17 protein-coding genes and 1 pseudogene are annotated in these 26495 nt (G+C 69.6%); 13 read left to right on the top strand and 5 right to left on the bottom strand.

Features of this window, described 5'->3' with window-relative positions; translation table 11 throughout:
• Positions 1–12: 12 nt before the first annotated feature.
• A complete protein-coding gene (locus ACFY1U_RS02775) occupies positions 13–450 on the bottom strand; it encodes a VOC family protein (RefSeq protein WP_390692338.1) in 438 nt (145 codons plus the stop codon).
• A 21-nt stretch (positions 451–471) separates the two neighbouring features.
• Positions 472–561: pseudogene (locus ACFY1U_RS02780) on the bottom strand (pyridoxamine 5'-phosphate oxidase family protein); the annotation flags it as partial.
• A gap of 112 nt (positions 562–673) precedes the next feature.
• Here ACFY1U_RS02780 and ACFY1U_RS02785 point away from each other — a divergent pair.
• Entirely contained in the window at positions 674–3670 is a 2997-nt protein-coding gene (locus tag ACFY1U_RS02785; RefSeq protein ID WP_390692339.1) for a bifunctional [glutamine synthetase] adenylyltransferase/[glutamine synthetase]-adenylyl-L-tyrosine phosphorylase, read from the top strand.
• 20 nt (positions 3671–3690) lie between these two features.
• Here the strand turns inward: ACFY1U_RS02785 and ACFY1U_RS02790 are convergent, their stop codons facing one another.
• Positions 3691–4308, bottom strand: coding sequence for a TetR/AcrR family transcriptional regulator (locus ACFY1U_RS02790; protein WP_390692340.1), 618 nt, complete (start codon positions 4306–4308; stop codon positions 3691–3693).
• Positions 4309–4508: 200 nt separating this feature from the next.
• Here ACFY1U_RS02790 and ACFY1U_RS02795 point away from each other — a divergent pair, with 200 nt between their 5' ends.
• On the top strand, positions 4509–5969 hold the full coding sequence (locus ACFY1U_RS02795) for an APC family permease (RefSeq protein WP_390692341.1): 1461 nt from the start codon (positions 4509–4511) through the stop codon (positions 5967–5969).
• Positions 5970–6006: 37 nt separating this feature from the next.
• Positions 6007–7578 carry an amidohydrolase gene (locus tag ACFY1U_RS02800; RefSeq protein ID WP_390692342.1) on the top strand — a complete coding sequence of 524 codons (1572 nt, stop codon included), beginning with the start codon at positions 6007–6009 and terminating at the stop codon, positions 7576–7578.
• A gap of 29 nt (positions 7579–7607) precedes the next feature.
• Here ACFY1U_RS02800 and ACFY1U_RS02805 read toward each other — a convergent pair whose 3' ends face one another.
• Both ACFY1U_RS02805 and ACFY1U_RS02810 read right to left on the bottom strand, forming a co-directional pair.
• Positions 7608–8510, bottom strand: a complete 903-nt coding sequence (locus ACFY1U_RS02805; RefSeq protein ID WP_390692343.1) for a phosphatase PAP2 family protein — start codon at positions 8508–8510, stop codon at positions 7608–7610.
• 131 nt (positions 8511–8641) lie between these two features.
• Positions 8642–9676, bottom strand: coding sequence for a LacI family DNA-binding transcriptional regulator (locus ACFY1U_RS02810; RefSeq protein ID WP_344406372.1), 1035 nt, complete (start codon positions 9674–9676; stop codon positions 8642–8644).
• Positions 9677–10068: 392 nt separating this feature from the next.
• On the opposite strand from ACFY1U_RS02810, the gene ACFY1U_RS02815 reads away from it, so the two are divergent.
• The 10 genes from ACFY1U_RS02815 to ACFY1U_RS02860 all read left to right on the top strand — a co-directional run bounded on the left by ACFY1U_RS02815 (position 10069) and on the right by ACFY1U_RS02860 (position 26495).
• Positions 10069–11343 carry an extracellular solute-binding protein gene (locus ACFY1U_RS02815; protein ID WP_390692344.1) on the top strand — a complete coding sequence of 425 codons (1275 nt, stop codon included), beginning with the start codon at positions 10069–10071 and terminating at the stop codon, positions 11341–11343.
• A 135-nt stretch (positions 11344–11478) separates the two neighbouring features.
• Entirely contained in the window at positions 11479–12486 is a 1008-nt protein-coding gene (locus ACFY1U_RS02820; RefSeq protein ID WP_390692345.1) for a carbohydrate ABC transporter permease, read from the top strand.
• 13 nt (positions 12487–12499) lie between these two features.
• Positions 12500–13408 (top strand): sugar ABC transporter permease, encoded by a 909-nt coding sequence (locus ACFY1U_RS02825; RefSeq protein WP_390692346.1) that lies wholly within the window; start codon positions 12500–12502, stop codon positions 13406–13408.
• Positions 13409–13595: 187 nt separating this feature from the next.
• Positions 13596–15272, top strand: coding sequence for a glycoside hydrolase family 13 protein (locus ACFY1U_RS02830; RefSeq protein ID WP_390692347.1), 1677 nt, complete (start codon positions 13596–13598; stop codon positions 15270–15272).
• A 63-nt stretch (positions 15273–15335) separates the two neighbouring features.
• The gene (locus tag ACFY1U_RS02835; protein WP_390692348.1) at positions 15336–15854 is read left to right on the top strand and encodes a GNAT family N-acetyltransferase; all 519 of its coding nucleotides are present in this window, start codon (positions 15336–15338) and stop codon (positions 15852–15854) included.
• Positions 15855–15976: 122 nt separating this feature from the next.
• The gene (locus ACFY1U_RS02840) at positions 15977–17350 is read left to right on the top strand and encodes an alpha-amylase family protein (RefSeq protein WP_390692349.1); all 1374 of its coding nucleotides are present in this window, start codon (positions 15977–15979) and stop codon (positions 17348–17350) included.
• 129 nt (positions 17351–17479) lie between these two features.
• Positions 17480–18880, top strand: a complete 1401-nt coding sequence (locus ACFY1U_RS02845; protein WP_390692350.1) for a glycoside hydrolase family 30 beta sandwich domain-containing protein — start codon at positions 17480–17482, stop codon at positions 18878–18880.
• 145 nt (positions 18881–19025) lie between these two features.
• Positions 19026–24404, top strand: a complete 5379-nt coding sequence (gene pulA / locus ACFY1U_RS02850) for a pullulanase-type alpha-1,6-glucosidase (protein ID WP_390692351.1) — start codon at positions 19026–19028, stop codon at positions 24402–24404.
• A 70-nt stretch (positions 24405–24474) separates the two neighbouring features.
• Positions 24475–26097, top strand: coding sequence for a SpoIIE family protein phosphatase (locus tag ACFY1U_RS02855; RefSeq protein ID WP_390692352.1), 1623 nt, complete (start codon positions 24475–24477; stop codon positions 26095–26097).
• A 38-nt stretch (positions 26098–26135) separates the two neighbouring features.
• Positions 26136–26495, top strand: coding sequence for a 5-carboxymethyl-2-hydroxymuconate Delta-isomerase (locus ACFY1U_RS02860; RefSeq protein WP_390692353.1), 360 nt, complete (start codon positions 26136–26138; stop codon positions 26493–26495).

Consider the following 26495-nt stretch of genomic DNA (forward strand, 5'->3'; position numbering starts at 1 on the left):
AGATCGGGTGAACTACTGCCCGGCGGCCAGGTCGGCCAGCACCTTGTGCAGCGGCTCCGTGGCCCGGCGCCGGTACTCCTGGATCGCCCAGCCGTTGCCGTCCGGGTCCTTGAAGTACATGAAGGTGGCGCCGTCCTGGGGGGCGAACTGGACGGGTTCGCTGATGTCCAGGCCTCGGGCGGTGAGCTCCTCGTGGGCGGCCTTCGCGTCCGTCACGCACAGCTGCATCCCGTGGTAGGTCCCCGGCTGCGGCGTCCCCGTGGGCACCTGAAGCCCGTCGACCAGCGCGATCGAACACCCCGACCCGGGCGGGGTGAGCTGCACGATCCGCACCCCCTCCATCACCTCGCCGTCGAGATCCACATGGAAGCCGACCTTGTCCCGGTAGAACTCCTTGGCCCGGTCCACGTCCGAGACCGGCAGCAGGATCACTTCGAGGCTCATGTCCATGGCGTGACTCCCTCGTCGACGTCACAAGCGCGTCCGGCTGGACGGCTGTCCCTTACCGAAGCCGAAAACCGCGCGCGGCGCCACCGCATTGACGACCGCGGGTCCCGGGCCGCGGCCGACCGCGTCCGCGGGGGAACTCATCGGCCGTTCCGCCCCGGCGCTTGTGTCAGAGTCTCCGGTTAGGCTCGGGCCAGTACGACCTTGATCCGACAGGAGGACGGGGATGACGGTGCCCGGGCGCAGGAGCAGTACCTTCACGCGGCTGCTGCGGCACGGATTCACCGATCCCTCCGCCGCCGAGCGGCTGCTGGACAGCGTGGAGCTCATGCCCGTGCGGGACGACCCGGTGCTGCTCGACGCGCTGGGCGCCACCGCCGACCCGGACCTGGCGCTGCTCGGTCTGGTACGGCTCCTGGAGGCACAGCCGGGGCCCACCGCGCGCCGCGAGCTGCTCGACACGCTGATAGCGGCCAAGCCGCTGCGTGACCGGCTGCTCGGCGTGCTCGGGGCGTCCGCCGCGCTCGCCGACCATCTGGCGCGGCACCCGCGCGACTGGGAGGCGCTGGTCACCTACGAGCCGCGGGACCTGCACCCCGGGGTGGAGGAGTTCGAGCGGGGCCTCGCGGAGGCCACCGACCCCGTCTCGCTGCGCGTCGCCTACCGCCGCTGCCTGCTGTCCATCGCCGCCCGCGACGTGTGCGGCACCACCGACCTCGCCGAGACCGCCGCCGAACTCGCCGACCTGGCCACCGCCACCCTGCGCGCCGCCCTCGCCATCGCCCGCGCCGCGGCACCCGAGGACGCCGCGCTGTGCCGGCTCGCGGTCATCGCGATGGGCAAGTGCGGCGGCCATGAGCTCAACTACGTCTCCGACGTAGATGTGATCTTCGTGGGCGAGGCCGTCGACGGGGCCGACGAGGGCAAGGCCCTGCGCTCCGCCACCAAGCTCGCCTCGCACATGATGCGGATCTGCTCGGAGACGACGGTGGAAGGGTCGATCTGGCCGGTCGACGCCAATCTGCGGCCCGAGGGCCGGAACGGCCCGTTGGTCCGCACCCTCTCCAGCCACCTCGCCTACTACCAGCGCTGGGCCAAGACCTGGGAGTTCCAGGCCCTGCTCAAGGCTCGACCGGTGGCCGGCGACATCGAGCTCGGTGAGGAGTACGTCGCCGCCCTCGAACCCCTCGTCTGGAAGGCGGCCGAGCGGGAGAACTTCGTCGCCGACGTCCAGAAGATGCGCCGCCGGGTCGTCGAGAACATCCCCGCCGCCGAGATCGACCGTGAGCTGAAGCTGGGTCCCGGAGGCCTGAGGGACGTCGAATTCGCCGTACAGCTGCTGCAGTTGGTGCACGGACGGGCGGACGCGGCGCTGCGCAGCGGCACCACCCTGGACGCGCTGCAGGCGCTGGCGGCGGGCGGGTACGTGGGGCGCGCCGACGCCGTGCAGCTCGACGAGGCGTATCGGTTCCTGCGGTCCATGGAGCATCGGATCCAGCTGTACCGGCTGCGGCGCACGCATCTCGTCCCGGAGGACGAGGCCGACCAGCGGCGGATCGGACGCTCGCTCGGCCTGCGCGTCGACCCGGTCGCCGAGCTCAACCGGGAATGGCGGCGGCACGCGGCCGTCGTCCGCCGGCTGCACGAGAAGCTCTTCTACCGCCCACTGCTCGACGCGGTCGCCCAACTCGCGCCCGGGGAAACCCGGTTGAGCCCCGAGGCGGCCCGGGAGCGGCTGGTCGCGCTCGGATACGGCGACCCGGCCGCCGCCCTGCGCCACCTGGAGGCGCTGGCCTCCGGGGTGACCAGAAAGGCTGCCATCCAGCGGACCCTGCTGCCCGTGCTGCTCGGCTGGTTCGCGGACTCCGCCGACCCGGACGCGGGCCTGCTCAACTTCCGCAAGGTCTCCGACGCGCTCGGCAAGACCCCCTGGTACCTGCGGCTGCTGCGGGACGAGGGCGCGGCCGCCGAGAACCTCGCCCGCGTGCTGTCCGCCGGGCGCCTCGCCCCCGACCTGCTGATGCGCGCCCCGGAGGCGGTGGCCCTGCTCGGCGACGGCGACGGCGGGGGGCTGGAGTCACGGGAGCGGGCCCACCTGGAGCAGGAGATCCTCGCCGCCGTCGGCCGCGCGGAGAACGCGCAGCAGGCGGTCACCGCAGCCCGCGGCGTCCGCCGCCGCGAACTGTTCCGCACGGCCGCCGCCGACATCGTCGGCTCCTACGGCACCGAGACCCAGCCCGCCGAGGCCGACCAGGGCGCGCTGGTGGACCTGGTGGGCGGCGCCGTGTCCGACCTGACGGCGGCGACGCTCGCCGGGACCCTGCGCGCGGTGGTGCGCGACGGCTGGGGCGACACCCTGCCGACCCGGTTCGCCGTGATCGGCATGGGCCGCTTCGGCGGCCACGAGCTGGGCTACGGCTCCGACGCGGACGTGATCTTCGTACACGAACCGTGGGAGGGCGTGCCCGAGCACGAGGCCTCGCAGGCGGCGAACCGCGTCGTCTCGGAGATGCGGCGACTGCTGCAGATCCCGAGCGCGGACCCGCCGCTGCTGATCGACGCGGACCTGCGGCCCGAGGGCAAGTCGGGCCCGCTGGTACGGACGCTGAAGTCGTACGAGGCCTACTACCGCCGCTGGTCACTGGTCTGGGAGTCGCAGGCGCTGCTGCGGGCCGAGCCGGTCGCCGGGGACGAGGAGCTGGGGCGGTCCTTCATCGAGCTGATCGATCCGCTGCGGTATCCGGCCGAGGGGCTCGGGGACGACGCCATACGGGAGATCCGCCGCCTGAAGGCCCGCATGGAGTCCGAGCGGCTGCCCCGCGGCGCCGACCCCAAGCTGCACACCAAGCTCGGGCCCGGCGGCCTGTCCGACGTCGAATGGACCGTGCAGCTGCTGCAGCTGCAGCACGGCTGGTGCGAGCCGGGCCTGCGCACGACCCGTACCCGGCAGGCGCTGGCGGCGGCGGCCGCGGCCGGGCTGATCTCGGCGGAGGACGCGTCGATACTGGACGAGGCGTGGGTCCTGGCCACTCGCGTGCGCAACGCCGTGATGCTGGTGCGCGGCCGCGCGGGAGACACCTTCCCCTCGGGCGGGCGCGAACTGGCAGCCGTGGGGCGGTACTTGGGCTATGGGGACGGGCATGTGGGGGACATGCTGGACGCGTACCGGCGTACGGCACGGCGGGCGAGAGCCGTGGTGGAGGTGCTGTTCTACGGGGCGTAGGAGCCGAACCGCTCTCGTCCTCAATCGCCGGTCGGCTTGAGCAGCAACGCCCGCGCGTGACGGATCCACCCCTCAAGTCCCACGTCGAACGCCCGGTCCGCCCGCCCCTCGCCCACCGCCGCCAGGGCCTCGGCCAGCCGTGGGGTCGGAGTCGACTCCGTCAGCACCCACATCGTCTCGGGCGCCGCGAGGTCGAGCGCAGACCCCAGGACCAGGTTCTCCAGGGCGATGATCAGCGGCATCACCTCACCCGGTGCGAAGCCGGTGTCGAGCAGCAGTGTCACCGCCCGCTCGTAGTGCTCCAGCACCCGGGGCGCTCGTACGGGTGATGTCATCAGCAGCGGGATCGCCTTCGGATGCGCGGCGAACGCCGCCCGGTACGAGCGCGCCCACGCCTCCAGTGCCGCGTCCCACGGCGTGACATCCAGCGTCCCCGGATCGATCGCGGCGGCGATCCGCTCCCGTAGCAGCTCCACGATCCCGTCCCGGCCGTCCACATGGTGATACACGGAGCCGGTCTGCGCCCCGAGCCGCTTGGCGATCTGCGGCACGCTGAAGTCGCCCTGCTCGTCGACGAGTTGCAGTGCCGTCGTGGTGATGCGCTCACGGTCGAGGAGCGGTGTGCGCGGCCGTCCCATGCGTGTGGTCCCCCTGAAGGTGCGAGTGAAGGTGCGAAACAGGTCTTCCCGAATGCCCAGGAGGAGGCTACATTGCCGAAACCGAAAGCCTTTAGATTTACGGGCCCGGGGCACCGCGTCACCACCACGTGCACCCGGGAACGCCGGCCTCCCGCACGCCCGGAACCCTCCCCGTCCGCCGCGCTCGAAGGGCTTCGCCCATGTCCGTCACCACCCCCGATGCCTCCGAGGAGAGCACGCCGCCCGGCACCGCGACCCTCCGCTCCGGCTCTCTCGGCACCGCCGACATCGCCTTCTTCGTGGTGTCCGCCGCCGCCCCGCTCACCGTCATGGCCGGCGTCGCCCCGCTCGCGATCCTGCTCGGCGGCGTCGGTGCCCCTGCCGGCTATCTGATCGCCGGCATCACCCTCGCCGTCTTCGCCGTCGGCTTCACCACGATGAGCCGCCATGTGAAGAGCGGCGGCGCGTTCTACGCGTACATCACCCGCGGCCTCGGCCGCCCCGTCGGCATCGGTGCCGCCCTGCTCGCCCTGGTCGGCTACAACGGCATGGAGATCGGTGTCTACGGCCTCCTCGCCTCCGCCACCAAGGACACCCTGCACGCCCTGTTCGGCGCCGACGTCCCCTGGCTGCCGATCTCCCTCGCGGGCCTCCTGCTCATCGGCTACGGCGGCTTCCGCTCGATCGACTTCGGCGCCAAGGTGCTCGGCGTCCTGCTCGTCGCCGAAACCGGCATCCTCGCGCTCCTCGCGGGCGGGGTACTGGTCAAGGGCGGTGCGCACGGGCTGTCCGGCGCCCCCTTCGCCCCGAGCCACGTCCTCGTCTCCGGCACGGCCGTCGTCCTGGCCTTCGCCTTCGCCGCGTTCACCGGCTTCGAGTCGACCGTCATCTACCGCCGCGAGGCCCGCAGCCCGGAGCGCACGATCCCGCGTGCGACCTACCTGGCCATCGGGTTCCTCGGCCTCTTCTACGCCTTCATGGTGTGGATCGTCATCCAGGCCTTCGGCAACGGCGAGGTCATCGCGGCGGCTGCCAAGGACCCCGGCGGCCTGTTCTTCTCGGCCATCACCACCTATGTCGGCGGCTGGGCGGCCGACCTGATGCACATCTTCATCGTCACCAGCGTCATCGCCTCCCTCCTCGCCTTCCACAACGCGATCAACCGCTACGTCCTCGCGCTCGCCGAAGAAGGCGTCCTGCCGAAGACGTGGGGCCGTATCCACCCCCGCCACCGCTCTCCGTACGTCGCCGGAATCGCCCAGACCGCCCTCGGGGCGGCCGTCGTCCTCGCCTTCTGGGCGGCCGGCGCCGACCCGTACGGACAACTGCTCCTGTGGGTCAACACCCCGGGAATGATCGGCCTGTTCACCCTCCAGCTGCTCGCCGCGATCGCCGTGCCCTGCTACTTCCGGCGGGTACGGCACCAGGAGGGAGCCCTGCGCACGATCGTCGCGCCGATCACCGCCGCCGTGCTCCTCGCGACCGCGATAGCGCTGGTCATCACCCACATCGACCTGTTCACCGGCGCCTCGTCCACCGTCAACACCGTCCTGATCGTGACCGCGCCCGCCGTCTTCGTCACAGGCCTGGGTCTTGCCTGGTGGCTGCGGCGCGAACGGCCGCAGGTGTACGCGGACTTCGCCGCAGAGCCCGCCGAATAGCCGAACAGCTTTGTCCGACAAGGGAGTTCACCCACCCATGCCCACCCCTGCCCTGATCCTCACCGGCGCCAAGGTCCGCACCCTCGACCCCGCCCGGCCGTACGCCACCGCCGTCGCCGTGCGCGACGGGCTGATCGCCGCGGTCGGCGACGAGGGCGACGTACGCGACTGGCGGGGGCCGGGCACGGAGGTCGTGTCCCTGGAGGGGGCGCACGTCGTGCCCGGTCTCGTCGACGCGCACAGCCACCCGGTGTGGGGGCTGGACCTGGCGACCGGGGCCGATCTCTCGGGGGTGACGGACCTGGCAGGGCTCAGAGCGAGCCTCGCCACCGCCGAGCGGATCGACGGCTGGGTGATCGGACACGGCCTCGACCACAACGCCTTCGAGGGCCGCCCCGTCGACCGCGCCCTCGTCGAGGACGTGCTCGCCGGAGCACCCGCCTTCCTGCGCCTCTACGACGGCCACTCCGCCCTTGCGACCGGCGCCGCGCTCGCCGCGGCGGGCGTGACGGGGCCGCGGGAGTTCGCCCAGCGCTCGGAGGTCGTCTGCGACGACGAGGGACGGCCGACAGGGCACCTCGTCGAGCACGCGGCCATGGACCTGCTCACGGAGGTCATGCCCCGCCCGTCCTACGCGGCCCGCCGCACCCGCCTGGTGGAACTGCTCTCGGCGATGGCGGCGACCGGCCTGACCGGCGCGCATGTCATGGACGCCGGGGACGCTGAGCTGGTCGGCTCCCTGGCCCGCGAGACGGTGCTGCCGGTACGGCTGCGGTTCGCCCCGTGGTGCATGCCGGGGGTCGATGAGGCGGGCCTGGCGGAGCTGATCGCCCTCCAGGGCAGCGGAGGCCGGCACTGGCAGGTCGGCGGGGTCAAGTTCTTCATGGACGGCACCGTGGAGGGCGGCACGGCCTGGCTGGAGCGCGCCGACTGCCACGGCCAGGGCACCGAGGCGTTCTGGCCGGACCCCGAGGCGTACGTCGCCGCCGTACGGCACCTGCACACATCCGGCGTCCGCACGGCCACACACGCCATCGGGGACGCGGCGGTACGGCACGCCCTGGACGTGGTGGCCGGCCTCGGCCCGACCGGCAGGAACCGCCACCGCATCGAACACATCGAGACCGCCCCGGACGACCTGCTCCCGCGCTTTTCCCAGCTCGGGGTGGCGGCCTCGATGCAACCACCGCACACCGCCTACACCCGCGCCGACGGCACCGACGAGTGGTCCCGCCGCCTGGGCAGCACCCGAGCCGCGCACGCCTGGCGCCTGCGCGACCTCCGCGACGCGGGCGCGACGGTCGCCCTGGGCTCGGACTGGCCGATCGCCCACTACGACGCCCGAGCCGTCCTGGCGACGGCGCGAGCACCCCGGGGCGCGGCCTCGGCAAGGGCAGGCCTGACCGGCCTGGAGGCCCTGGAAGGCTGCACGACCCATGCGGCGCGAGCGGCGGGTGAAGAGGAGGTGACGGGCCGTATCGCCGTCGGCTGCCGCGCCGACCTCACGGCCTTCGCCCTGGACCCGGTGGAAGCCCCGGCGGACGAGGTGGCCCAGGCGCCCGTGCGCCTGACGGTGACCGGGGGGTACGTCATGCACCGCGGCGACTGAAGCGCCCCGTCAGGACGCGGGGCCGTATATCAATGTGCGGCTCCGCCGCGTGGGCGCGACCAGCCACGACGAAGCCGCACAGGATCGACGGCCTGAGCCGGCACTGCCCGCGGAGCGCCACGCGGCAACGCATACGGCAACGTCCCGTACCAGACCCGAGCCACCGTGAACCCGAACGCCAGGCACATCAGACCGCCCACCGCGTCCAGCCAGAAGTGATTGGCGGTGGCCACAATCACCGTCAGCGTCAGCGCGGGGTACAAAAGACCGAGAACCCGCACCCATGGCACCCTGGCCAGCGCGAAGATCGTCAGCCCGCACCACACCGACCACCCGATGTGCATGGACGGCATCGCCGCGTACTGGTTCGACATGTGCTTCAGGTCCCCGGAGGCCATCGACCCCCAGGTCTGATGGAGCAGGACCGTGTCGATGAAGGTGCTGCCGTTCATGAGACGAGGCGGCGCGAGCGGATACAGGTAGTAACCGACCAGGGCCACACCCGTCGTCGCGAAGAGCACCAGGCGCGTCGCCGCGTACCGGCCCGGGTGACTGCGGTAGAGCCAGACCAGCACACCCAGCGTCACCACGAAGTGCAGCGTCGCGTAGTAGTAGTTCATGCCGACGATCAGCCAAGTCACCGAGTTGACGGCGTGGTTGACCGACTCCTCGACGGCGATGCCGAGATGGTGCTCCATCTGCCACAGCCAGTCGGCATTGCGCAGCGCCTGGTCGCGCTGTTCCGGAACCGCGTTGCGGATCAGTGAGTACGTCCAGTAACTCACCGCGATCAGAACGATCTCGAACCAGAGGCGGGGGCGGCGCGGGGTGCGCAGCCGGCGCAGGAACTGCGGGCCGTTCGCGGCCGCGAGGGAGTCGGGAGCGGCCGTCTGTTCACGGTCGTCCAGACTGGTCACGGTCGAGTCACCCATGGGCACAAAGTCTGCCAGAAACGCCTTCTGCGACCGATCATCCCGCGGTCGGGTTCGGGCCGCATGTTCTACAACAGACGGACGTGCGCGCCTACTCCCGACGCACTGCACGAACTCGAAGACTCTCCGCCCTAGGGACGATTCCGGTCCCCAGGCGCCGAAGCGGTCGAACCGCGCACCACCAGCTCCGGCATGAACACGAACTCACTGTGGGGCGCAGGCGTGCCGCCGATCTCCTCCAGCAACGTACGCACCGCCGCCTGCCCCATCGCCGGGACCGGCTTGCGGATCGTGGTCAGCGGCGGGTCGGTGAAGGCGATCAGGGGGGAGTCGTCGAAGCCCACCACCGAGACGTCCCGCGGTACTTCGAGGCCGAGCTGCCGCGCCGCCCGTATCGCGCCGAGCGCCATCATGTCGCTCGCGCACACCACCGCCGTGCAGTCACGGCCGATCAGCGCGGTGGCCGCGGCCTGACCGCCCTCCAGGGTGTACAGCGAGTGCTGGACGAGTTCCGTCTCGATCGTCTGCGCACTCAGGCCGGTCTGGTCCTGCATCGAGCGGACGAAGCCCTCGATCTTGCGCTGCACCGGCACGAAGCGCTTGGGGCCGAGGGCGAGACCGATCCGCACATGTCCCAGCGACACCAGGTGCGTGACCGCCAGCGTCATCGCCGCGCGGTCGTCGGGGGAGATGAACGGCGCCTGCACCTTCGGCGAGAAGCCGTCCACCAGCACATACGGCACTCCCTGCGCGCGCAGCCGCTCGTAGCGCTCCATGTCGGCGGTGGTGTCGGCGTGCAGTCCGGAGACGTAGATGATGCCGGCCACCCCGCGGTCGACGAGCATCTCCGTCAGCTCGTCCTCGGTGGATCCGCCGGGCGTCTGGGTGGCGAGCACCGGGGTGTAGCCCTGCCGGGTCAGGGCCTGGCCGATCACCTGGGCGAGCGCCGGGAAGATCGGGTTCTCCAGTTCCGGGGTTATCAGGCCCACCAGGCCCTCGCTGCGCTGCCGCAGCCGTACCGGGCGCTCGTAGCCCAGCACGTCGAGTGCGGCGAGCACGGACTGGCGGGTGGTGGCGGCGACGCCCGGCTTGCCGTTGAGGACGCGGCTGACGGTCGCTTCGCTCACCCCCGCCTGAGCAGCGATGTCGGCAAGCCGTGTGGTCACAGGGGTGGACTGTACCGGCCGACCGTCACTTTGCACACCAATCGGGCGCCGGGCGCGAGCTGTTGCACGGCCCCGAGCGGGTTGCTGCGTCATCGCGGTCCCTCATGTTCTGGTGGGCGCCTGGTTCGGCAAGAGCTTGCAGAGTCTTGCACAACACTCCCACGGGCCGCTCAACGGCTTCAATACCCGGTTGCGCGGGGGTCGAGAAGAGGTCACAGGCCGGTAACCTTCGCGCCTCCTTGCAATTTTTTGCTGCAAGACCTTTCGCGCAGCTTTCAACGCTGTTACGTTCACGTCGCCCGGCGGCGGCAACGGCGCAGTCGGCAAGACGGCAGGAACGGCAGACGGGGCCGCACCTGCATCACACGGGCTTTCACCCTCAAGGAGAACTCATGCGGCGTGGCATAGCGGCCACCGCGCTGGTGGCGTCCCTCGCCCTGGCGGCGACGGCGTGCGGCGGAAGTGGCAGCGGCAGCGACAAGAGCAGCGGCCCGGTGACCATCACCTGGTGGGACACCTCCAACGCCACCAATGAGGCACCGACGTACCAGGCCCTGGTCAAGCAGTTCGAGGCCGCCAACAAGGACATCAAGGTCAAGTACGTCAACGTCCCCTTCGACCAGGCGCAGAACAAGTTCGACACCGCCGCCGGCGCCTCGGGCGCCCCGGACGTGCTGCGTTCCGAGGTCGGCTGGACCCCCGCCTTCGCCAAGAAGGGCTATCTCCTGCCGCTGGACGGCACCGAGGCTCTCAAGGACCAGAGCCAGTTCCGCTCCAACCTGATCGAGCAGGCCAAGTACGAGGGCAAGACCTACGGCGTCCCGCTGGTCACCGACACCCTCGCCCTCGTCTACAACAAGGCCCTCTTCAAGAAGGCCGGCATCACCGAGGCCCCCAAGACCTGGGACGAGCTGAAGGCCGACGCCGCCAAGATCGACTCCAAGGCCAAGGTCTACGGCTACTGGGGCTCCACCCAGTCCTACTACGCGCAGACCTTCCTCTACGGCGAGGGCACCGACACCGTCGACGCCACTGCCAAGAAGATCACCGTGAACTCAGCCCCCGCGCAGAAGGCCTACGGCACCTGGCTGAGCCTCTTCAAGGGACAGGGCCTGCACAAGGCCGACACCACCGCCGACGCCTACGCCCACATCCAGGACGCCTTCGTCAACGGCAAGGTCGCCTCGATCATCCAGGGCCCCTGGGAGATCACGAACTTCTACAAGGGCTCCGCCTTCAAGGACAAGTCCAACCTCGGCATCGCCACCGTCCCGGCCGGCTCCACCGGCAAGGCGGGCGCCCCGACCGGCGGCCACAACCTGTCCGTCTACGCCGGTTCGGACTCCGCCCACCAGAAGGCGGCCCTCAAGTTCGTCAACTTCATGACCTCCGCGAAGTCCCAGACGGAGATCGCCCTGAAGAACTCCACGCTGCCGACCCGCGACGACGCCTACACCGCCGAGGTCAAGGCCGACCCGGGCATCGCCGGCTACCAGACGGTCCTGCCCTCCGCCCAGCCGCGTCCCGCGCTGCCCGAGTACAGCTCCCTGTGGGGCCCGCTGGACACCGAGCTGCCGAAGATCGCCGACGGCAAGGAGTCCCTGGACAAGGGTCTGAGCAACGCCGAACTGGCCATCGCCAAGCTGGTGCCGGACTTCAGCAAGTAAGCCCCGAGTGACCGTCGGGTCCGCCATCCATGGGGGGACGGACCCGGCGGTCACCGGCCTGTGCAAAGGCCGCCCAGCCACTTCTCACTGCCGTAGAACTTCCCAGGCTGTAGAACTCCCCAGAAGGTGTCGAACATGACAGTCGCCATCGACCGCGCCACCGGCAAACGCCACGGTGACCGCGCGCCACGGCCCGGGTTGGGCGGGCGCATCAGGCGCAGCTACCAGAAGTACTGGTACGCGTACGCGATGATCACTCCGGTGGCCGTCGTGCTCGGCGTCCTCGTGCTGTACCCCCTGGTGTACGGCCTCTACCTCACCCTCACCGACGCCAACAGCCTGAACACCGCGCGCACGATCGGCGTCAACCACATCGACGCCACCTACAAATTCATCGGCCTGGGCAACTACAAGGACATCCTGTTCGGCCCGCTGTCGTACGACCGCTTCTGGTCGCACTTCATCTGGACGGTCGTCTGGACGGCCCTGTGCGTCGCCCTGCACTACACGATCGGGCTCGGCCTCGCGCTGCTGCTCAACCAGAAGATGCGCGGACGCACGCTCTACCGGCTGCTGCTCATCGTGCCCTGGGCCGTGCCCACCTTCGTCACCGTCTTCGGCTGGCGCATCATGCTCTCCGACGGCGGCATCCTCAACAGCTTCCTCCACACACTGCACCTGCCGACGCCCGACTGGCTGGAGGACACCTTCTGGCAGCGGTTCGCGGCGATCATGGTCAACACCTGGTGCGGTGTGCCGTTCATGATGATCTCCCTGCTCGGTGGACTGCAGTCCATCGACGCCTCCCTCTACGAGGCCGCCGAGATGGACGGCGCGAGCGCCTGGCAGCGATTCAGGTACGTCACCCTGCCGGGCCTGAGGTCCGTCAGCTCCACCGTCGTACTCCTCGGCATCATCTGGACCTTCAACCAGTTCGCCGTGATCTTCCTGCTGTTCGGCCCGACCGGCGCCCCGGACGCCCAGATCCTCGTCACCTGGGCCTACTACCTCGGCTTCGGACAGCAGCCGCGCGACTTCGCGCAGTCGGCCGCCTACGGCATCCTGCTGTTGGCCATCCTGATCGTCTTCACCTCGTTCTACCGCCGCTGGCTGAACCGCAACGAGCAGCAGCTCGCGGTCTGAGGCAGGAGTTCCCATGAGTACGACCACTGTCGAAACCTCCGCCGCGGTGACCAAGGACGGCTCGGCGCAGGGCCCTCACAAGGTCCGGAACCGCGGCGAGCGCAGCCTCGCGGCGTCCCTCGCCTCCCACGGCATCCTGATCGCCGGCAGCGTCATCGCGCTCTTCCCGATCGCCTGGCTCGTCTTCCTCTCCCTCGGCCCGGACAAGGACGACTACCTCCACCCGGGCGGCATCTGGAAGAAGATGACGTTCGACAACTACTCGTTCGTCCTGCAGCACACGAGCTTCTTCGACTGGCTGAAGAGCTCGCTGATCGTCTCCCTCGGCACCACCGTGCTCGGCGTCCTCGTCGCCGCGACCACCGGCTACGCCGTCTCGCGGATGCGTTTCCCGGGCTACCGGAAGTTCATGTGGGTGCTCCTGGTCACGCAGATGTTCCCGGTGGCCGTACTCATGGTGCCGATGTACCAGATCCTCTCGGACCTCGGGCTCATCGACAGCTACCTCGGGCTGATCCTCGTCTACTGCTCGACCGCGGTGCCGTACTGCGCCTGGCTGCTCAAGGGCTACTTCGACACCATCCCGTTCGAGATCGACGAGGCGGGGCGTGTCGACGGGCTGACCCCCTTCGGCACGTTCGCACGGCTGATCCTGCCGCTCGCCAAGCCGGGCCTCGCGGTCGCCGCCTTCTACAGCTTCATCACGGCCTTCGGCGAGGTCGCCTTCGCCACCACGTTCATGCTGGACGACCAGAAGTACACCCTCGCCGTGGGCCTTCAGACCTTCGTCAGCCAACACGACGCCCAGCGCAACCTGATGGCCGCCACCGCGGTGCTGATCGCGATACCCGTCTCCGCGTTCTTCTACCTCGTGCAGAAGAACCTGGTGACCGGGCTCACCGCGGGCGGCACCAAGGGCTAGAACGCCGGTTCGGTAGCGCCCCTTTAGGGGCGCGGGGAACTGCGCGACCAGCCACGACGGCGCCGCACCCAGATCCCGAGGCGGCCGCGGTCTCCATCCGACCCCGCTGTGACCGCGGCCGCCTCGTCACCCCAGTCGCCGTACGAACCCAACTGACCCAATGACTCCGTTACGTATCAAGGACGCCATGAGCCAGCAGCACTCCCTCATCGACCCCGCCGAAGCCAAGCGCAGCGACCGGCGCAGCGACTGGTGGCGGGACGCGGTGATCTACCAGGTCTATCCGCGCAGCTTCGCCGACAGCAACGGTGACGGCATGGGCGATCTGGAAGGCGTACGCTCCCGCCTGACGTATCTGCGCGACCTCGGCGTGGACGCCGTGTGGCTCAGCCCCTTCTACGCCTCCCCGCAGGCCGACGCCGGCTACGACGTCGCCGACTACCGGGCCGTGGACGCCATGTTCGGCAACCTCCTCGACGCCGACGCGCTGATCCGCGACGCCCACGAGCTGAGCCTGAGGATCATCGTCGACCTCGTCCCGAACCACTCCTCGGACCAGCACGAGTGGTTCAAGCGGGCGCTGCGGGAGGGCCCCGGATCGCCGCTGCGCGAGCGCTACCACTTCCGCCCCGGCAAGGGGAAGAACGGCGAACTCCCGCCCAACGACTGGGAGTCCATCTTCGGCGGTCCGGCGTGGACACGCGTCACCGAGCCGGACGGCACGCCGGGGGAGTGGTACCTGCACCTCTTCGCCCCCGAGCAGCCAGACTTCAACTGGGAGCACCCGGCGGTCGGCGACGAGTTCCGCTCGATCCTGCGCTTCTGGCTCGACATGGGCGTCGACGGCTTCCGCATCGACGTGGCCCACGGCCTGGTCAAGGCGGAGGGCCTGCCCGACCTCGGCTCCCACGAGCAGCTGAAGCTGCTGGGCAACGATGTCATGCCGTTCTTCGACCAGGACGGCGTGCACGAGATCTACCGCCAGTGGCGCACCATCCTCGACGAGTACTCGGGTGAGCGCATCTTCGTGGCGGAAGCCTGGACGCCGACCGTCGAGCGCACGGCGAACTACGTCCGCCCCGACGAGCTCCACCAGGCCTTCAACTTCCAGTACCTGTCGACCGATTGGGACGCCGACGAGCTCCGCAAGGTGGTCGACCGCACCCTGGAGGCGATGCGTCCGGTGGGCGCCCCCGCCACCTGGGTGCTCTCCAACCACGACGTCACCCGCCACGCCACCCGCTTCGCCAACGCGCCCGGCCTCGGCACCCAGATCCGCCTGGCCGGCGACCGCGCGCTGGGGCTCAGGCGCGCCAGGGCCGCCACCCTGCTGATGCTGGCGCTGCCCGGATCCGCGTACGTCTTCCAGGGCGAGGAACTCGGCCTCCCGGACGTCGTCGACCTCCCGGACGAGGTGCGCCAGGACCCGGCGTACTTCCGCGGTGCCGGCCAGGACGGCTTCCGCGACGGCTGCCGGGTGCCGATCCCGTGGACGCGCACGGGATCCTCGTACGGCTTCGGCGACGGCGGCAGCTGGCTCCCGCAGCCCGAGGGCTGGGGCGAGCTGAGCGTCGAGGCGCAGACCGGCGTCCCCGGCTCGACCCTGGAGCTGTACCGCTCCGCCCTCGCCGTCCGTCGCGAGCAGCCCGACCTGGGCGCGGGCGACGCGGTCGAGTGGCTGCGCGCCCCCGAGGGCGTACTCGCCTTCCGGCGCGGGGAGTTCGTGTGCGTCGCGAACACCGGCGGCGAATCGGTGACGACCCCGGCGTACGGCCGCGTCCTGCTCACCAGCGGCGAGGTCACCGAGGCGGACGGCGAGACGAAGGTTCCGGCGGACACGACGGTGTGGTTCACGACGGCCTGATCCCGCCACCTTCCAGAGGCCTGCCGCCCGACCGTGCGGCAGGCCTCTGCGATGCTCACCGTCATGTCCGACACACCCGGCTTCCCCCGATGGCCCGCGTCCCTCACGACACCACGTCTGCTCCTGCGCCCCGTTGAGCCACCGGACGTCCCGGCCCACGCCCGCCTGTGGACCGACCCCGATGTGCGTCGCCACCTGGGCGGCCCGGCCGACGAGGGCGTGGTACGTGCCCGCGAGCAGCGGTGCGTGGGCGCTCCGGGGCTCCTCAGTGTCGTACGGAGGGCGGACGGCCTCGTCATCGGCTCCGTGCTGGTGGAGCCGGGGGCGCGGGACGGCCGAACGGAGCTCTCCTGTCAACTGCTGCCCGAGCATTGGGGTCTCGGGTACGCGCGCGAGGCCGTGGCGGCCGCCGCTGACTGGGCTCTGGCCATACGGCCGGGAGCGGACCTCGTCGCCGTCACCCAGGAGGCCAACACGCGCTCCCGGAGGCTCCTCGACGCCCTGGGCGCCACACTCACCGAGCGGTTCGTCGAGTTCGGGCAGCCGCAGGTCCTCTATCGGCTGCCGGTCCCCACGTCATGAAAGTTCTTGCATCAACTTCACACAGCCCGCTGCCTTTTCAGGCAGCGGGCCTTTAACATCTCCGTCACCGCAAGTTTGCGGGAAAGTTTCTGCAAGAGCCTTCAACGGTGAAGGAGCCCCGCATGGCCCGCAGAACCCTCGCGGCGACCGTCGCCCTCACGGCGGCCGCCTTTGTCATGACCCCGACTGCCGCGGACGCGAGCCCGCCCGGCACCAAGGACGTCACCGCCGTCCTCTTCGAGTGGAACTTCGCCTCCGTCGCCAAGGAGTGCACCAATACCCTCGGCCCCGCCGGCTATGGATACGTCCAGGTCAGCCCGCCCGCCGAGCATATACAGGGCTCGCAGTGGTGGACCTCGTACCAGCCGGTGAGCTACAAGATCGCGGGTCGGCTCGGAGACGCGACCGCCTTCAAGAACATGATCGACACCTGTCACGCGGCCGGGGTGAAGGTGGTCGTCGACACGGTCATCAACCACATGACGGCCGGCAGCGGCACCGGCACCGGCGGCTCGTCGTACACGAAGTACAACTACCCGGGCCTGTACTCCTCGTACGACATGGACGACTGCACCTCCACGGTCAGCGACTACACCAACCGCGCCAACGTCCAGAACTGCGAACTCGTCGGCCTCGCCGACCTGGACACCGGCGAGGAGTACGTCCGCGCCACCATCGCCGGCTATATGAACAGCCTCCTCGGCTACGGCGCCGACGGCTTCCGCATCGACGCCGCCAAGCACATCCCGGCCACCGACCTCGCCAACATCAAGTCCCGGCTGAGCAACCCGTCGGTGTACTGGAAGCAGGAGGTCATCTACGGCGCCGGAGAGGCCGTCCAGCCCACCGAGTACACGGGCAACGGCGACGTCCAGGAGTTCCGCTACGCCTACGACCTCAAGCGGGTCTTCAACAACGAGAAGCTCGCCTACCTCACCAACTACGGCGAGGGCTGGGGTTACATGAACAGCTCGGTGGCGGGTGTCTTCGTCGACAACCACGACACCGAGCGCAACGGCTCGACCCTGAACTACAAGGACGGGGCGAACTACACCCTCGCCAATGTCTTCATGCTCGCCTACCCGTACGGCGCCCCCGACATCAACTCCGGCTACGAATGGTCCGACAAGGACGCAGGACCGCCCAACAACGGTCAGGTCAACGCCTGCTGGCAGGACGGCTGGAAGTGCCAGCACGCCTGGCCCGAGATCATCCGCATGGTCGCCTTCCGCAACGCCACCCGCGGCCAGTCGGTGACCGACTGGTGGGACGACGGCAACAACGCCATCGCCTTCGGCCGCGGCAGCAAGGGGTACGTCGCCATCAACCACGAGTCCGGCAGCCTGACCCGCACGTACCAGACCTCACTGCCCGCGGGGACGTACTGCAACGTCCAGAACAACACCAGCGTGACGGTCGACTCCAACGGCCGGTTCAGCGCCACCCTCGGCTCCAACACGGCCCTCGCGATCTACGCGGGCAAGACGAGCTGCTGAGCGGAGAGCAAAGCAGCGGATCCACAGCAGCCGAAGGGGAACGTGGGATTGACGCTCACCGAGTGTCGTCCTACGTTCCCTGATGTCTGTGGGAGCGCTCCCAGGCGGCGTTCCCGTGAAGGGAGCATCATGCAGCGCGGGCTCAGAAAGTGGGCGTTGACGTCCTTGGCGGCTCTGCTGACGGCCGCCGCCACCACCGCGGCCGCCCTGCCGCAGCCGGCGGCCGCCACCACGGCGACCGTCAACGGCTCGACCACGTTCCAGCCGATCGACGGCTTCGGCTTCTCCGAGCACTTCGGACGGGCCGCCATCATGAACGGCTCGCAGGGCTTATCCGCCCAGCACCAGAAGGAGATCCTCGACCTGCTGCTCGACCGCAGCACCGGCGCGGGGCTCAGCATCCTGCGCCTGGGCATCGACTCCGGCATCCAGCCCACCGATCCGGGCGGCCCGAACGCGACCCCGAAGTACGTGTGGGACGGCATCGACAAGGGCCAGGTGTGGCTCGCCAAGCAGGCCAGGGCCTACGGCGTGAACCGCTTCTACGCCGACGCCTGGACGGCCCCCGGCTACATGAAGACGAACGGCACGGACGCAGGCGGCGGCACCCTGTGCGGTCTGTCCGGTGCGACGTGCGCGAGCGGCGACTGGAGGAAGGCGTACGCCGACTTCCTGGTCCAGTACGCCAGGTTCTACCGCCAGGAGGGCATCCGCATCACCGACCTCGGGTTCACCAACGAGCCCGACTGGACGGCGACGTACGACTCCATGCGGCTCACCCCCGCCCAGGCCGTCGAGTTCCTCAGGACCTTCGGCCCGATCGCACGCGCGGCCGGGTACAAGGTCGCCTGCTGCGACTCCTTCGGCTGGGACGAGGAGAAGGCCTACAGCAGCGCGATCGAGGCGGACGCCAAGGCGCGGGGTGACGTCACCACCCACACCGGCCACACCTACGCCAGCAAGGTCGACGGCCCCCTGCCGACGCACAAACGCACCTGGATGTCGGAGTGGTCCCCCGACGGCACCACCTGGAACGAGAACTGGGACGACGGCAGCGGCTACGACGGCTTCACCGTCGCCTCCGCCATCCACGACGCCCTCACCAAGGGCAACACCAGCGGCTATGTGTACTGGTACGGCGCCTCGCTGGGCGCCACCCGAGGCCTGATCCAGATGGACGGCGACAACTACCACGTCTCCAAGCGGCTGTGGGCGCTGGCCAGCTACAGCCGCTTCATCCGCCCGGGAGCCACCCGCATCGGCGCCACGACCTCGGACGCCGACCTCAAGCTGTCGGCCTTCCGCAACACCGACAAGACGGTGACCGTCGTAGCGCTGAACGCCTCCACCAGTGCCACTCCGGTGACCTTCGACCTGGAGCACACAGGGATCGGCAAAGGCACGGCAACCCCGTACCTGACCGACGCCACACACAGCACGGCACAGCAGCAGACCGTGGCGGTCAGAGGAAGTTCACTGACCACCACGGTTCCGGCCCGGGCGCTGGTCACCTACACCATCAGGCGATAGAGCCCGCTCACTTCCAAGGTGCCACTCAGCTTGCTTGTGAAACTCCTTGCTGTGACTTTCAAGCCTCTTGCTGTAAACCTTGCGTCAGCGATACGGTCGCGCGGGGTCGGACCCAACAGAGCCGTCATCGCAAGGAGTTTCGCCTGTGATACCGAGAGCGAGACGGGTCGCGGCCGTCACCGTCGTGGCCGTTGCCGCCGCCCTGATCCAGCCATTGGCCGCGCAGGCGGCCTCCCCGCCCCCGCCGCCCTCCGACGCGAAGCTCGCCGCCGCGCCCGCCCGGCACGACGACACCCGCGAGCAGTTCTACTTCGTCATGCCGGACCGTTTCGCCAACGGGGATGCCGGCAATGACAGAGGCGGTCTGACGGGTTCGCGGCTCAGCACCGGGTACGACCCCACCGACAAGGGCTTCTACCAGGGCGGCGACCTCAAGGGCCTGACCAAGAAGCTCGACTACATCAAGGGCCTGGGCACCACCGCCATCTGGATGGCCCCGATCTTCAAGAACCGTCCCGTACAGGGGACGGGGAGCAACGCCTCCGCCGGCTACCACGGCTACTGGATCACCGACTTCACCCAGGTCGACCCGCACTTCGGCACCAACAAGGACCTCGAGAACCTCATCTCCAAGGCGCACGCCAAGGGCATGAAGGTCTTCTTCGACGTCATCACCAACCACACCGCCGACGTCGTCGACTACAAGGAGAAGTCCTACGACTACCTCTCCAAGGGCGCCTTCCCGTATCTGACCAAGGACGGCCGCCCCTTCGACGACGCCGACTACGCGGACGGCAGCAGGAAGTTCCCCGCCGTCGACGCCGGTTCCTTCCCGCGCACGCCCACCGTCGCCGCCGCGGACAAGAACGCCAAGGTCCCGGCCTGGCTCAACGACCCGACGATGTACCACAACCGCGGTGACTCCACCTTCGCCGGTGAGAGCGCCACCTACGGGGACTTCAGCGGCCTCGACGACCTGTGGACCGAGCGTCCCGAGGTCGTACAGGGCATGGAGAAGATCTACGAGCGCTGGGTGCGCGACTTCGGCATCGACGGCTTCCGGATCGACACGGTCAAGCACGTCGACATGGACTTCTGGACCCAGTGGGCGACCGCCCTCGACGCCTACGCGGCCAGGCAGGGGCGCAGGAACTTCTTCATGTTCGGCGAGGTCTACTCCGCCGACACCTCGATCACCTCGCCGTACGTCACCCAGGGCCGCCTCGACGCCACCCTCGACTTCCCCTTCCAGGACGCGGCCCGCAGCTACGCCTCCCAGGGCGGCAGCGCGCAGAAGCTCGCCGCGCTCTTCGGCGACGACTACAAGTACACGACCGACAAGGCCAACGCGTACGAGCAGGTCACCTTCCTCGGCAACCACGACATGGGCCGCATCGGGTACTTCCTGAAGCAGGACAACCCGAAGGCCACCGATGCCGAGATCCTCAAGAAGGACGAGCTCGCCAACGAGGTGATGTTCCTCAGCCGCGGCAACCCGGTCGTCTACTACGGCGACGAGCAGGGCTTCACGGGCTCCGGCGGCGACAAGGACGCCCGCCAGACGATGTTCGCCTCGAAGGTCGCCGACTACCTCGACGACGACGAGATCGGCACCGACCGCACCCACGCGAGCGATTCGTACGACACGAGCGCGCCGCTGTACAAGCAGATCGCCGCGCTGAGCAAGCTGCGCAAGGACAATCCGGCCCTCACGGACGGCGTCCAGACACAGCGGTACGCGGCCGACGGCTCCGGTGTCTACGCGTTCTCCCGTACGGACGCCAGGACCGGCCAGGAGTACGTCGTCGCCCTCAACAACGCCGACGAGGCGAAGACGGCCACCTTCGCCACCGGCTCGGCGGGCATGAAGTTCCGTGGGATCCACGGGACTTCGGACGAGGTCACCTCCGACGCCGACAAGAAGATCACGGTCACCGTCCCGGCCGGCTCGGCGATCGTCCTCAAGGCGGCGGGCAGGCTCGCCGAGCCCACCACCGCACCGTCCCTCACCCTCAAGGCCCCGGACGCCGGCGCCACCGGCACCGTGGAACTCTCCGCGGCTGTCGACGGCGGACAGCTCAACCGCGTCGTCTTCGCTGCCCAGGTCGGCGACGGCACGTGGCAGGTCCTGGGCTCCGCCGACCACGCCCCGTACCAGGTCACCCAGACCATCGGCAAGGACGTCCCGGCCGGAACGGCCCTGCGTTACAAGGCAGTTGTCATCGACACCGCCGGGCACACGGCGAGCGCCACCGCCGCCTCCACCACCGGCACCCCGCCCGTCGCGCAGCCCCCCACCGCCTCCTCCCGCGACTACGCGATCGTCCACTACAAGCGCACCGACGGCGACTACGACAAGTGGGGTCTGTACGCCTGGGGCGACCTCGCCGACGGCGAGTCGACCACCTGGCCCGCCGGGCACCCCTTCGTCGGGCGTGACGCGTACGGCGCCTTCGCCTACGTCAAGCTGAAGCCGGGCGCCGTCGGCGTCGGATTCCTGGTCGTCGACAAGGACGGCACCAAGGACGTCTCCACCGACCGCACCATCGACGTCACCAAGACCGGCGAGGTCTGGATCGAGCAGGGCAAGGAGGCCGTACAGACGACACGGCCCGACTACCCGGCGCAGGACAGGACCAAGGCGGTCATCCACTACCACCGCGCCGACGGGAACTACGACGGCTGGGGACTGCACGTCTGGACCGGTGCCGCGAACCCCACGGACTGGTCGAGCCCGCTGAAGCCGGTGAGGACCGACGCCTATGGCGCGGTCTTCGAGGTGCCGCTCAGCGACGGCGCCACCAGCCTCAGTTACATCATCCACAAGGGCGACGAGAAGGACCTCCCGGCCGACCAGTCGCTGGATCTCAAGTCCAACGGCTATGAGGTGTGGCTGTTGAACGGCCAGGAGAAGTACCTGCTGCCGCAGCCCGCGGGCTCCGCCGCCGCGCTCGACCTGAGCACCTCCAAGGCGATCTGGATCGACCGGAACACGGTCGCCTGGAACGGCTCCGACGCCGCCGTCTCCACCCAGCTGCTGTACTCCCACGACGGCTCGATCTCCGTGAAGGACGGCACGCTGACCAGCGACGACGAGCGCTGGCTGCGGCTTGCGAAGACCACGCTCACCGATGCCCAGAAGGCCAGGTTCCCGTATCTGAAGAACTACACGGCGTGGTCCGTCGACCCGCGCGACCAGGGCCGGGTGCGCGAGGCACTCGACGGACAGATCGTCGCCTCCCAGCGGGCCGCCAACGGCGCCGTGCTGGCGGCGACCGGCGTCCAGATCGCCGGCGTGCTCGACGACGTGTACGCGGACGCCACCAGGGCAGAGCTGGGGCCGACGTTCCACAAGGGCCGCCCCACACTCTCCGTGTGGGCGCCGACCGCGCAGAGCGTGGCACTGGAGCTCGACGGCTCGCTCAAGAAGATGAAGCGCGACGAATCCACCGGCGTCTGGTCCGTCACCGGCCCGGAGTCCTGGAAGAACAAGCCCTACCGGTACGTCGTCAAGGTGTGGGCGCCCAGCGTCCGCAAGGTCGTCACCAACAAGGTCACCGACCCGTACTCGGTCGCCCTCACCGCGAACTCCGAGCGCAGCCTCGTCGTCGACCTGGACGACAGGTCCCTTGCCCCGAGCGGCTGGTCGAGCCTCGCCAAGCCCAAGGCCGTACCGCTGAAGGACGCCCAGATCCAGGAGCTGCACATCCGGGACTTCTCCGTCGCGGACAAGACCGTACCGGCCAAGGACCAGGGCACCTACCTCGCCTTCACCGACCGGAACAGCGACGGCTCGAAGCACCTGCGCGAGCTGGCGAAGTCGGGCACGTCGTACGTCCATCTGCTGCCCGCCTTCGACTTCGCGACCGTCCCGGAGAAGAAGGCGGACCAGGCGACGACGGACTGCGCTCTCGCCTCCTACGCCGCCGACTCCGACAAGCAGCAGGAGTGCGTGGCGAAGGCCGCCGCGAAGGACGCCTACAACTGGGGCTACGACCCGTTCCACTACACGGTCCCCGAGGGCTCGTACGCGACCGACCCGGACGGGACCGGCCGTACCGTCGAGTTCCGCAAGATGGTGAAGGGGCTCAACCAGGACGGGCTGCGGGTCGTCATGGACGTCGTCTACAACCACACGGCGGCCGCCGGTCAGGCAGACACCAGCGTCCTCGACAAGGTGGTGCCCGGCTACTACCAGCGCCTCCTCGCCGACGGCTCGGTCGCCAACAGCACCTGCTGCGCCAATACGGCCACCGAGAACGCCATGATGGGCAAGCTGGTCGTCGACTCGGTCGTCACCTGGGCCAAGGAGTACAAGGTCGACGGCTTCCGCTTCGACCTGATGGGACACCAGCCGAAGGCCAATATCCTCGCCGTGCGCAAGGCGCTCGACGCGCTGACCCTCGCCAAGGACGGCGTCGACGGCAAGAAGATCATCATGTACGGCGAGGGCTGGAACTTCGGCGAGGTCGCCGACGACGCCCGCTTCGTGCAGGCCACCCAGAAGAACATGGCCGGTACGGGCATCGCGACCTTCTCCGACCGCGCCCGTGACGCCGTGCGCGGCGGCAGCCCCTTCGACTCCGACCCCGGAATCCAGGGCTTCGCCTCCGGCCTGTACACCGACCCCAACTCGTCCACCGCCAACGGCACTTCGGCCGAGCAGAAGGCCCGCCTCCTGCACTACCAGGACCTGATCAAGGTCGGTCTGTCCGGAAACCTCGCCACGTACCGCTTCACCGACACCGACGGCAAGGCGGTCTCCGGCGCCGAGGTGGACTACAACGGCCAGCCGGCCGGTTACGCGGACGCGCCCGGTGACGCCGTCGCCTACGCCGACGCGCACGACAACGAGTCCCTCTTCGACGCCCTCGCCTACAAGCTGCCCGCCTCGACGAGCGCCGCCGACCGGGCCAGGATGCAGGTCCTCGCGATGGCGACGGCCACCCTCTCGCAGGGCCCGTCCCTCTCGCAGGCGGGCTCCGACCTGCTGCGTTCCAAGTCCCTGGACCGCAACTCGTTCGACAGCGGCGACTGGTTCAACGCCATCCACTGGAACTGCGCGGACGGCAACGGCTTCGGCCGGGGGCTGCCGATGGCGGCCGACAACCAGTCCAAGTGGCCGTACGCGAAGCCGCTGCTGAGCTCGGTGCGGGTCGGCTGCCCGCAGATCGAGGGCGCCTCGGCCGCCTACCAGGACCTGCTGAAGATCCGTTCGACCGAGAAGGTGTTCTCCCTCGGCACCACCGACCAAGTGCAGTCGAAGCTGTCCTTCCCGCTGTCCGGGAAGGACGAGACGCCCGGCGTGATCACCATGCGACTCGGTGACCTGGTCGTCGTCTTCAACGCCACCCCGCAGAAGCAGGAGCAGCGGATCGACGCCCTGGCCGGAACCGGCTACCGGCTGCACCCGGTGCAGACGGCAGGCGCCGACCCTATCGTCAAGACCTCTTCCTATGAGCGGGAATCGGGCACGTTCGCCGTTCCGGGGCGCAGTGTCGCAATATTCTCCCGGATCTCCTGAAAGGGGCATTACTTTGGTGGGGCAGGCCGAACCCCGGTCTGCCCCACCGGCGTTGTCCAAGGGCTGAAAGATGGACCTCAACGGGAAGCTGACAGACACGACCGTGCTGGTCGTGGACGACGTCGCGGCCAGCAGGTACGCGATGGGCACCGTGCTGCGCCGGGCCGGACACCAGGTCGTACCGGTCGCCACCGGCAACCAGGCCCTCGTCGAACTCGACGTACGGCTGCGCAAGGGCGCCCTGCCCGACGTGGCCCTAGTCGACGTCGACCTGCCGGACATGAGCGGCTTCGAACTGTGCCGGCGGCTCAAGGAGCGGCCGCACATGGCGGGCCTGCCCGTCGTGCACTTCTCGGCCGCCGCGGTCGCCCCGGGAGGCCGCTGCCAGGGGCTGGACACGGGCGCCGAGATCTATCTGACGGTGCCCGCCGAGCCCGAGGAGATCGAGGCGGTGGTCCGCTCCGCGGTGCGCACCGCCCGGCTGCGGGCCGACGACCAGGCGCTGGTACGGCGGCTGACGCTGCTGTCCCAGGCGATCGTCACCATCCAGTCGGCGCGCTCCCTGCAGGAACTCGCCGACGCCGCGGCCGACGGCACCGCACGGCTCATCGGCTCTCCCGCCGCCGTCTTCGTCCTCGGCCCGGACGACGAGCTGTACTGCGGCATCTCCCGGGACCGCACCTCCCTCGCCCTGCCGGACGCGGGCGCCCACCGCACCGTGGCCGGTCTGCTGCGGCGGCTGACCCGCGGACAGGCCGGGGTGCAGATCACCACCGTGCCCGCGCCGCTCTGGCCCGCCGGGTTCTTCCGGCCCGGCGTACAGCACGACGCCCGGCTGGCGCTGGTCCTCACCCAGGACGGCCAGGCCCCCGTGTGCCTGGCCACGCCCACCCGCGGGGTGCGCCGGGTGAACCCCGAGGAGGAGGCGCTGGTCGCCCAGCTGGCGCAGGCCGCCGCGCTCGCCGCCGAGCCGCTGCTCATGTACCAGGTCGAGCGGCATGTCGCCCTCACCCTCCAGCACAGCTTCCTGCCCCAGCCGCACCGGCTGCCCGAACTGCCCGGCATCGACGTCGGCGTCCGCTACGTACCGGCGTCCCGGGAGACCGAGATCGGCGGCGACTTCTACGCGGCCCTGCGCACCGACGAGGGCGTGCTCACCGCGGTCGGCGACGTCGTCGGGCACTCGCTGGAGGCGGCCACCGTCATGGTCGAGATACGCCATGCGCTGCGCGCCTACTGCGTCGAGGAGAGCGACCCGGCCGTGCTCGCCGAGCGCCTCGACCGGATGCTGCAGCACTACCACCCGGACGTTACCGCCACCGTCTGTCTCGTCCTGATCGACCCCGAGACCGGGCGCACCCGGATCGCCAACGCCGGCCACATCCCGCCGCTGATCCTGCGGAACGATTCAGACGCGGAGTACGCCAAGGCCGACGGCCCGCTGCTCGGCCTGGGCCTGCCGCACCCGCCGCCCGCCGAGCTGTTCCTGGAGCCCGGCGACCGGCTCCTCATGGTCACCGACGGCCTGATCGAGACCCGGGGCACGGACCTGAGCCTGTCGATGGAGCAGCTCCGCTCGGCGGCCGTCGGCGCGCTGCCCGGCCTGGACGCCCTGTGCGACACCCTTCTGGCCTGCTTCGGGCACGACCGCGAGGACGACATCGCGATGCTCGCGCTCCAGCTGAGGAATTAGGCTGCTCCCGTCGCCGCCGTTCTGGAACAGGAGTGCCCATGCCGCAGATCACCGTCGACCACTCGAAGTCGATCCACTTCGACCGGGAGGGCTTCGCCCACGACCTGCACACCGCGCTCGTCGAGATCGCGGCCGCCAAGCCGGAGGCCTGCAAGACGCAGTTCCGCGCGTCCGAGGTCACCGCGTTCGGCTACGAGGACCCCCTGGACCATGGGCACGCCGTGGTGCACGTCATGATCGGACTGCTCGCGGGCCGCACCGAGGAGACGAAGGCGAAGCTCACCGAGACCGTCCTCGAGCTGCTGAAGAAGCATGTGGAGGACGACGGCCACGCGGTCCTGCACGCCTCCGCCGAGGTCCGCGACCTCGACCCGTCGTACCGGAAGTTCGAGCGTTAG

Source organism: Streptomyces sp. NPDC001351 (assembly GCF_042896045.1).
Lineage (GTDB): Bacteria > Actinomycetota > Actinomycetes > Streptomycetales > Streptomycetaceae > Streptomyces.